The sequence below is a fragment of the Deltaproteobacteria bacterium genome, from assembly GCA_016930875.1.
Taxonomy (GTDB): Bacteria; Desulfobacterota; Desulfobacteria; order Desulfobacterales.
The window spans coordinates 1-8,730 of record JAFGFW010000083.1; the positions used below are offsets into that span (position 1 = coordinate 1).

An 8,730-nucleotide genomic window follows, 5' to 3' on the forward strand; every position below is an offset into this window, starting at 1 on the left:
ATCCCATCCAAGGACACATTCATTAATAAACTAAAGGGAAAGCTAAAAGCCAAAATGGAGTTGAAGTTAGAATTATAATCATTTAAACGTATCATTTACAAAAAATGGAGTGGGAGACATTTTAGGGACGCCCTTTAGTTTTACAGTTTAGGAGATTTGGGAGATTTGATAGACGCCCTTTAGTTTTACAGTTCACGAAGGGGGATTCATATGCTAAGGGGTTATCATGCCTAGACGATGTGGGGCATAAATATATAATTAGTTTGACATGATGTTGGCGGTGAGGGAATTGGGATACGCGTTGACGGACTTATCCGGGCGTCTCGGGATGACCCAGCCCGGAGTGGGGTACGCCGTAAAAAGAGGCGAACAGTATGCCGAAGAAGACAACTTTCGGCTTATAGAAACTTAGTTATCTACTTATGCCTGTCCCCCTGAGTTATGCGTCCCCCTGAGTTATATTACCGTCCTCAGGTCAGTGTGGCGGCAGCATCAGCAAGAAATAGCTCCGGTGTTGCTGCTTGTTCGGGCAAAGGAGAAAAGGAGGGACTCACTTCATGGCCGTCAATTTTGAAAACATGCTTATCGGTGTCGCCAATCGCGGTATTCCTGCCCTTCGTGTCGGACGAACGATCAGAGAGATGGGCGCTATTTATGCGGCGTTTTTTACTCCAGTAGATAAAACCGCACCCCATGTGTCCAAAGCAGACAAGGCATTCAGCCTTTCGGTGGTGGGTGGTTACCTGGACATAGAAGAGATTGTGCGGATTGCGAAGAAGTACGATATTGCGGCTCTTCATCCCGGCTGGGGCTTTGCTGCCGAGGACAATCACTTTCCTTCCATCTGTGCAGAGCACGATGTTGTTTTCATAGGCCCCTCACAGGGTCCCATGAAAAGTCTCGGCAACAAAGTCAAAGCCAGGGAGTTGGCCAAGTCCCTCTCCGTGCCTGTGGTGGAAGGCTCCGATGGCGCGGTCTCTTTGGAGGAGGCAAAGAGGATCGCTGAAAAGATCGGTTTCCCTGTAATGATCAAAAGCGAAGGGGGCGGTGGTGGCAGAGGAGTTGTGGTGGTCCATTCGCAGGAGGAACTGGAACGTCAGTTCCCTAAGGCTTCAGGCATGGCTGAGGCAAGCTTCGGCAACCCCAATCTGTACATCGAACAGTTTCTTCCTGTGGTCAGGCACCTCGAGATACAGGTGATTTGCGACAAGTTCGGAAATGCCGTTGCACTCGACGAACGGGATTGCTCTTGCCAGCGAAGGTATCAGAAACTGTTAGAGATTACCCCATCACCATGGGGAGAGGCTTCTTCGGAGTTGCGCAACGCCTTGAAAGAGGCTGCCTTCCAGATGGCTACTGCAGTGGGATATGATTCCATCATCACGATTGAGTTTTTGGTCGATGACAAGCAGAACTTCTACTTCATTGAGGCCAACACCCGTCTTCAGGTAGAGCACGGCATATCAGAACTCCTGTACGGCATAGATATCGTCGAAGAGATGATACGCATTGCCTTTGGTGAAAAGCTCCGTCTCACAGAAGAGCAACTCAAGCCGAAGGGTTTTGCAATGCAGTGCCGGATCAATTTCGAAGACCCCCAGCGTGATTTCATGCCCAACTCAGGGACAATAACTCGCTATCTTTCCCCTGGTGGTGAAGGAGTGCGCCTCGATTCCTGCGTCTTTGGTGATTATGAATTTCCCAAGGCCTATGATTCTTTAGGGGCCTTGCTCATGACCTATGGCGGTACATGGGAAAAAACCGCCTCCATCATGGAAAGGGCCTTGTCGGAATATTTCATCGGCGGACTCAAAACAACCATACCCTTTCACAAGAAGATTGTTACGCATCCAGTGTTTAGGGCGGGCGAAGTCCATACCAAATTCATCGAAACCACGCCTGACCTCATTTCTTATCAGGAAGTAGTCCCGGAACATCTTCGGCTTGCAGGGCTCATGGCGGAAATTACGGCTGTGGGGTATAATCCCTATATCGGGCTCGGCCCCTACCGAACTCCGGAAGACGCAAGAGTCGGCCCCATGCCAACGGCCCAAGCCTCGTCTTCCACGGAGCCCTCAATAACAAACTATGAACCGCCCTTTAGGCCGGATGACCACAGAGATGTGGTCCTGGCCTATCTTCGAGACTCGGAGTTCGTCGAGTTCTCAAATACGACCCCCAGAGACGTTACCCAGTCAGAGTCTGGAAACAGGTTCCGCCTCTTTGACGATCGATTGGTCGGTCCCTTGCTCGACCAGTGTGGTTATGTGTCCATTGAAAACGGAGGAGGCGCTCATTACCATGTAGGTATGTTGGGGTGCATGACGGACCCTTGGGCGGAAGCCGAGGAATGGAACACCTTCGCTCCGAATACCCCAAAAATGATTCTCATTCGTTCCACCAACATCCTCGGGTATGCTCCGCAGGCCAGGGAAGTCATGGAACGAACAGGCAGGATGATCATCAAGGACTACCATGTGATACGCTGCTTTGATTTTCTGAACCACATTGACAACATGGTCCCTTTTGCCGAAATCGTGCTTCAAGCTGAAAATCGCATCTTCGAACCGGCCATCAGTTTGAGTTGGGCTGAAGGCTTCACCATTGAACACTACCTTTCCGTGTTGAATGACATCCTCTCTATGGTCGGTCGCATCTTGGGTTGCGATGAGGCAGGAGCCTCTAAACAAATCATTTTCTGTCTCAAGGACATGGCCGGGGTCTGTCCTCCGCGATTCATCTATGACCTGATCTCAGCGATTCTAGACGATTACCCGGAACTCATTATTCAGTATCACAGACATATCAGCGACGGTTTGGCAGTTCCGGCCCTGGGCAGTGCAGCAAAAGCCGGGGCCAAGATTCTCGACGTGGCAGATGGTCCGGCGGTGCGGTTTTACAGCCAGGCGGCCGTCTTGCCGGTGGTTGCCTACGTTGAAGGGGAGTTGGGCCTGAAAACACGCCTTGACAAAGATAAGATCCGGGAGGCGGCCTTTGTCCTAAAGCAGATCATGCCCGTGTATGATCATTACTGTCGACCCACATTCCTGGGTCCCGATCACGATGTGACCCGTCACGGCCTTCCGGGGGGCGCTACCTCAAGCAGTCAGGAAGCCGCCTTGAAGCAAGGATACGCTTTTTTGCTTCCCCATATTCTGCTCATCCTTGAACTGTGTCGAAAGCTTATTCGCTACCACGACGTGACCCCGGGCTCTCAGATCACGTGGACAAACGGTTACATGATGGCCGTCAAGGCATATGAGCGTGGCGGATTGGGGGAAGTGCAACGGATGATCGACCTGCTGAAGACCGTTACCTCCACCCCGGAAGAGGCCCTTGATGATAACGTCAAGAAAGACCGCCTGGTCCTTTTTTCCCACGCCAATGATGCCTTGAAGAACCTCCTTTGGGGCAAGTTCGGCAAGCTTCCCCTTGGCTGGCCTGATGACTGGGTGTATGAGTCTGTATTCGGTGAGAACTGGCGTGATGCCATAGCAGAACGCACGGAGGAAAGTCCTCTCAACTTCTTGCCCCCTGTGGACATGAAGGCCGTTGAAGCAGAGTTGGCCGAGCATATTGGACGTACGCCCACGGAAAATGAAGTAGTCAATTATCTCAATCACCCAGGAGACGCTTTGAAGCTGATAAAGAACCTCCACAAGTATGGAGAGCCGAATGTCTTGCCGGACGACATCTGGTTTGAAGGGCTCCAGCCTGGGGTAGAACGGGAGTTTGTCACCTCCGATGGAAAGGTACACACCATAAAGATCATACGAGTCGGCAAAACCCGCCCCCGTGGCACAAGAAGGGTGAGGTACAAGCTCGATTATGAAGTGTTCGTAGAAGATATAAAAGTGGCAGAGTCCGTCGAAGCAGGGCCCAGGCGCGAGATGGCCGACAGCAGAAATCCATATCATATTGGGGCGCCCTTTGATGCAGACCTGTGGCTCGTGCACAAAAAGGAGGGCAATGCTGTCAAAGCCGGAGAAGAGGTACTAAACCTTTCCATTATGAAGACAGAGTGCGCTGTCACTTCTGCTGTGGACGGGGTTGTAAAGAGGGTTTTGGTTTTTGCCGATTACAAGGCTGATAAGAAAATGGTCGCCGTGAAAAAGGGCCAGCTCCTCATGGAGCTGGCGCCGCCTTTTGAACGGTGCCCCAATTGTAATGCTGACATTGAAGAGGACTACAAGTTCTGCCCGAACTGCGGGCACAACCTGGAAATCCAGTGATAATTGCTGGGGGAATAGGGGCCTGTCAGCCCGTGCTTTAATGTTTCAAGTGGGACGGGCACAAATATATAAGTAGTTTGACATGATGTTGGCGGTGAGGGAACTGGGATACGCGTTGACGGACTTATCCAGGCGTCTCGGGATGACCCAGCCCGGAGTGGGGCACGCCGTAAAAAGAGGCGAACAGTATGCTAAAGAAAACAACTGTCGGCTCATAGAAACTTAGTTATCTACTGACTCATGGCAATTAAAGAGATATTCGACGCGGTTTTAGCGTTGGACCAAGCCCAGACTGCCGATATAGTCCAGGCCGAACTGGCCCAGGGTACAGACGTCATGACTATCCTCAACGAAGGGCTTATTGCGGCTATGGATGAAGTGGGCAAGCGGTACAGCCAGAGTGTATTCTTTGTGCCCGAGATGCTCATGGCCGCCCAGGCTATGAAAAGGGGTGTGGCAGTATTGCACCCTCACTTGGTAGGTGCAGAGGCCAGACCCAAGGGCACAATCGTCATCGGCACCGTCAAGGGCGACCAGCACGATATCGGTAAGAACCTGGTGGCCATGATGCTTGAGTGTGCCGGGTTCAAGGTAATCGATCTGGGTGTGGATGCAGACGCGGGCAAGTTCTTGAGGGCTGCCAGAAAAGGCAACGCTGATATTGTCGCCATGTCAGCCCTGCTTACCACGACCATGTCCGCTATGGAAGCTACTATATCCAAACTTAAGATAGAGGGCAGCAATCCCAAGACCATGGTGGGCGGTGCGCCGGTGACTCAGGCCTTTGCCGACAAGATTGGCGCCGACGGGTACAGTCCGGACGCCCCTGGTGCCGTTACTGTGGCCCGACGGTTGGTCGCCAAGTGAGCTCTCCCATGGGTTAGCCTGAAAATAAAGGGTTGTGGCACGAGTCATGAGCCGGTCCGACCCCAGACTAGCATTCCTATGAAACTGAAAGTGGTCGAAAACGACCCACTTATTGTGAACCAGGAACAGTCGACCATTATCCGCTTTCTCCCTGGGGCCATCTCTGCCGCGCCGGAGGAGGTGGTCCGCTATCTGGCGGGGAGCAGGTTTAAGGAGGATCCTAAGATGCATGATCCTCTGCGCGCTACCATTGAGCAGGCGATCCACCTGAGCTGTCCCGTTCTTGTTTACAGGCTCAACAGGGTGACGGCTCTTGATACTTCGGGAGGGCTGATCATGGAAAGCGGGCTTTGCCTCGAGGTACCCCAGGTTGAACGCCGCCCCAACACCCGATACCTTGCTTCGTGCGTCTGTAGCCTTGGCGCGGCTCTAGAAAATGCCTGCCGTAGGCTCACCTACCGGGGCCAGCTTTTTCAGGCCATGCTTCTGGACGCGGCTGGGGTAAGCCTGCTGGATGCTCTGGCAAACAAAAGTCATGAACTGCTTAGCCAACGAGCGCGGGGGATGCAGTTGTTTGCCGGCTGCCCTTTCGGCCCCGGTTACCAGGATATGCCCATGGAAACCCAGTCTCTCCTGTTCCAGTTGGTGGACGCTGGCGCTATCCAGGTGAAGCTCAACGAGAGTCTGGTCATGGAGCCCATGAAATCTCTCTCTTTTTTCGTTAGATTGAGCCCAACGGAAAACCGGAGAAGCCCTACCGTCAAGTGTCGGCGCTGTAACTTGAAGCACTGCCAGTTCAGAGCAGAGCGGTAATTGTACGTTAAAAAGGCAGAGCCACTTATGAGCTCGAACCGTCATGAAATTGTTTTGCTCTCCTCTGGCCGGCGCATCGAAGCCACCGAGGGGCAAACCCTTTTCCAGGCCTTGACTTGCGCCGGTATTCAGCTCCGCTCCGAGTGCGGTGGCAAGGGGATCTGCGCCAAGTGCCTGGTCGGCGTTCAAGAGGAGCCTGGAACAGAAGGCAATGGCCAGGTCGGCATGGATGTGGGCAGCCGGCTCTCACGCCTGGTGCAACGCCAGGCGTGCCAGTGGGAGGTCCAAAGCAACCTTGCCATTGACATACCCTTTACCAGCCTTGCCCCTGCTGAGGTGATCACCAAGCCGACCTTCGTGCGCAAGTTCGGCCCGGTGAGGACTACCCCGACCCCAGCCCTTAGCCGCGCCGGTTATGGGTTGGCCGTTGATCTTGGCACTACCACCATTGCGCACTTTCTCTGTGATCTGGGCCAGGGCAAGGTTCTGGCCTCAGGATCTGTGCGTAATCCTCAGCTGATCTTTGGGGACGATGTGATGAGCCGGATCAGCTCCGTGGCCTTTGACAGGGACAACCTGGCCAGGATGCAAGAACTCGTGGTGGCCGCGGTCAACCAGTCCGTTGCATCGCTCGCCGGTCAATGTGGCATTGAAACTGACGACATCGCGAAAGTCGTTGTGGTGGGAAACTCCTGCATGATCCACCTCTTTCTGGGAGTGGATCCCAGTACCATTGGGACCTACCCTTACCAGCCGGCTTTTACCGGCCCCAGGGAAATGGCTGCTGGAGAGGTTGGCCTGCTGGGGCTTCACCCTGAGGCTCGAGTCCACACACTGCCGCTCATCTCTGGTTTTCTCGGCTGCGATGTTGTTGGTGCTGTCATGGCAACCGACCTAGACCTGAGCGATGATGGGACTTTGATGCTTGATGTAGGCACCAATGGCGAGGTCATACTGAATGTCCGAGGAGACCTCATTGCTGCCTCATGTGCCACCGGTCCTGCTCTAGAGGGTGCGGCCATAAGCCATGGTATGCATGCGGTTTCAGGGGCGGTGGATGCCATCAGCCTCGACCCAGTGGATGCAAGGGTCAGCCATTCGCTGATCCAACGCAATCCAGAGGAACCGAGAAAACCCGCCGGCATCTGTGGCTCGGGTGTAGTGAGCGCCGTGGCTGCATTGTTAAAAGCGGGTGCGATTCTTAAGAGTGGCCGTTTCAATCCGCAGTGCAATCATCCCAACCTTCGGCGCAACAGCGGGGGGGCGGTGGAGTTTGTTCTGGTGTCGGCAGAGGAGACCCAGGCAGGCGTGGACGTCACGTTAACCCAAAAAGACGTCAGAGCGGTGCAATTCGCCAAGGCAGCACTCCTTGCCGGCATCACCCTCCTGTGCCGGGAAGCGCAGTCAAAGCTGCCTGAACGATTTCTCATGGCCGGAGCCTTTGGGACTTTTTTGAACAAAGAGGATGCCATGACGATCGGCATGCTGCCGCGGCTTGCCCAGAACTCTGTGAAAACCGTTGGAAATGCTGCCGGTGAGGGAGCAATCCTCGCAGTACTCTATGGAGACAGTACTGAACGGGCCGAGGAAATTGCCCGCCGGACCAGGGTGGTTGACCTGGCCTCCCATCCTGATTTCTATAAGGTGTTCCTGAACTCTTTGGCATTTCCAGATCCTCGAGAGCAGAGCAGTACATAGAAGGGGGTACGGCATGAAGAGCAGCGAACGATTTCGCGAGACCATGCGATACGGCAGGCCCGACCGCGTGCCCTACTTCGAGGAGGGCATACGGGCCGAGGTGCTGAAAGTATGGCAAAGGCAGGGCCTTCCAACTGATGCAAATCTTTCTCAGATGTTCCCCTCCGATCAGCGCGAAGAGATCCTGGTGGACTTAGAACCTCTTCCCAAACTCAAGAAGTGGCCCACCTCAAGGCCCGAGCTGGAGGCACTTCGAAGGAACTTGGATCCATACGACTCCCGTCGTTTGCCGAACAAGTGGCCCAAGCGTATTAGCGCCTGGCAGACACGCGACCACGTGCTCATGCTCCGGGTGCACCGTGGCTTTTTCCTTTCAATGGGCGTTAATGACTGGCGTAGGTTCACCGAGGTAGTCCGTCTGGTCATAGAAGATCCGCAGTTCGTGCGAGAAGCCATGGCGATCCAGGCTGAGTTCGCGGCCAGACTGGCGGAACGGGTGCTACGAGAGGTTGAGGTTGATGCGGCTGTCTTTACTGAGCCGATCGGGGGAAGTGACCGACCCTTGATCTCACCACGGATGTATGAGGAATTTGTGCTCACCAGCTATAAGCCCGTTTTCGATGTGCTGGGCCGATACGGAGTGGAGACGATAGTCTTTCGGACATTTGCGAACACCAGAATACTTATCCCGAGCATTTTGAAGTGGGGTTTCACTTGCCTCTGGGCCTGTGAGGTCAACAACGAGGCAATGGACTATCGCGATCTACGCCGGCAGTTCGGCCGCGACCTGCGCCTGATCGGTGGAATAGACCTTGATGCACTGCGGGGTGACAAAGAGGCCGTCCGCCGCGAAGTCGAAGAGAAAGTGCCGCCCCTAGTGGCTGACGGCGGCTACGTGCCACTGGCCGACGGACGGGTCCGCGAAGATGTGCGCTTCGAGAACTATGTGTACTACAGGCGGCTCTTGGAGAAAGCAACACAGAAATGAAATGGGGTCAGGCCTTGAATTACAAAATCTTACAGAATGAGATGTTTTATTCGCCTTCGCCGGAATACCCTGCAGCGCACCGTCGCCCAAGCTATGGCGCGTCGGCGACTTGCTGCAGGGATGACACGCGGC

Annotated in this window: 5 protein-coding genes; all 5 read left to right on the plus strand. The window is 54.2% G+C overall.

Annotation, left to right across the window (positions count from 1 at the left end; translation table 11 throughout):
* Nucleotides 1–557 precede the first annotated feature (557 nt).
* Nucleotides 558–4,232 carry a pyruvate carboxylase gene (locus JW883_07975; GenBank protein MBN1842201.1) on the plus strand — a complete coding sequence of 1,225 codons (3,675 nt, stop codon included), beginning with the start codon at nucleotides 558–560 and terminating at the stop codon, nucleotides 4,230–4,232.
* A 240-nt stretch (nucleotides 4,233–4,472) separates the two neighbouring features.
* On the plus strand, nucleotides 4,473–5,099 hold the full coding sequence (locus tag JW883_07980; protein MBN1842202.1) for a corrinoid protein: 627 nt from the start codon (nucleotides 4,473–4,475) through the stop codon (nucleotides 5,097–5,099).
* A 78-nt stretch (nucleotides 5,100–5,177) separates the two neighbouring features.
* Nucleotides 5,178–5,912, plus strand: a complete 735-nt coding sequence (locus JW883_07985; GenBank protein ID MBN1842203.1) for a hypothetical protein — start codon at nucleotides 5,178–5,180, stop codon at nucleotides 5,910–5,912.
* A 27-nt stretch (nucleotides 5,913–5,939) separates the two neighbouring features.
* On the plus strand, nucleotides 5,940–7,610 hold the full coding sequence (locus JW883_07990) for a DUF4445 domain-containing protein (protein ID MBN1842204.1): 1,671 nt from the start codon (nucleotides 5,940–5,942) through the stop codon (nucleotides 7,608–7,610).
* Nucleotides 7,611–7,710: 100 nt separating this feature from the next.
* Complete coding sequence (locus tag JW883_07995; protein ID MBN1842205.1) at nucleotides 7,711–8,598, plus strand: hypothetical protein; 888 nt, start codon at nucleotides 7,711–7,713, stop codon at nucleotides 8,596–8,598.
* Nucleotides 8,599–8,730: the final 132 nt, after the last annotated feature.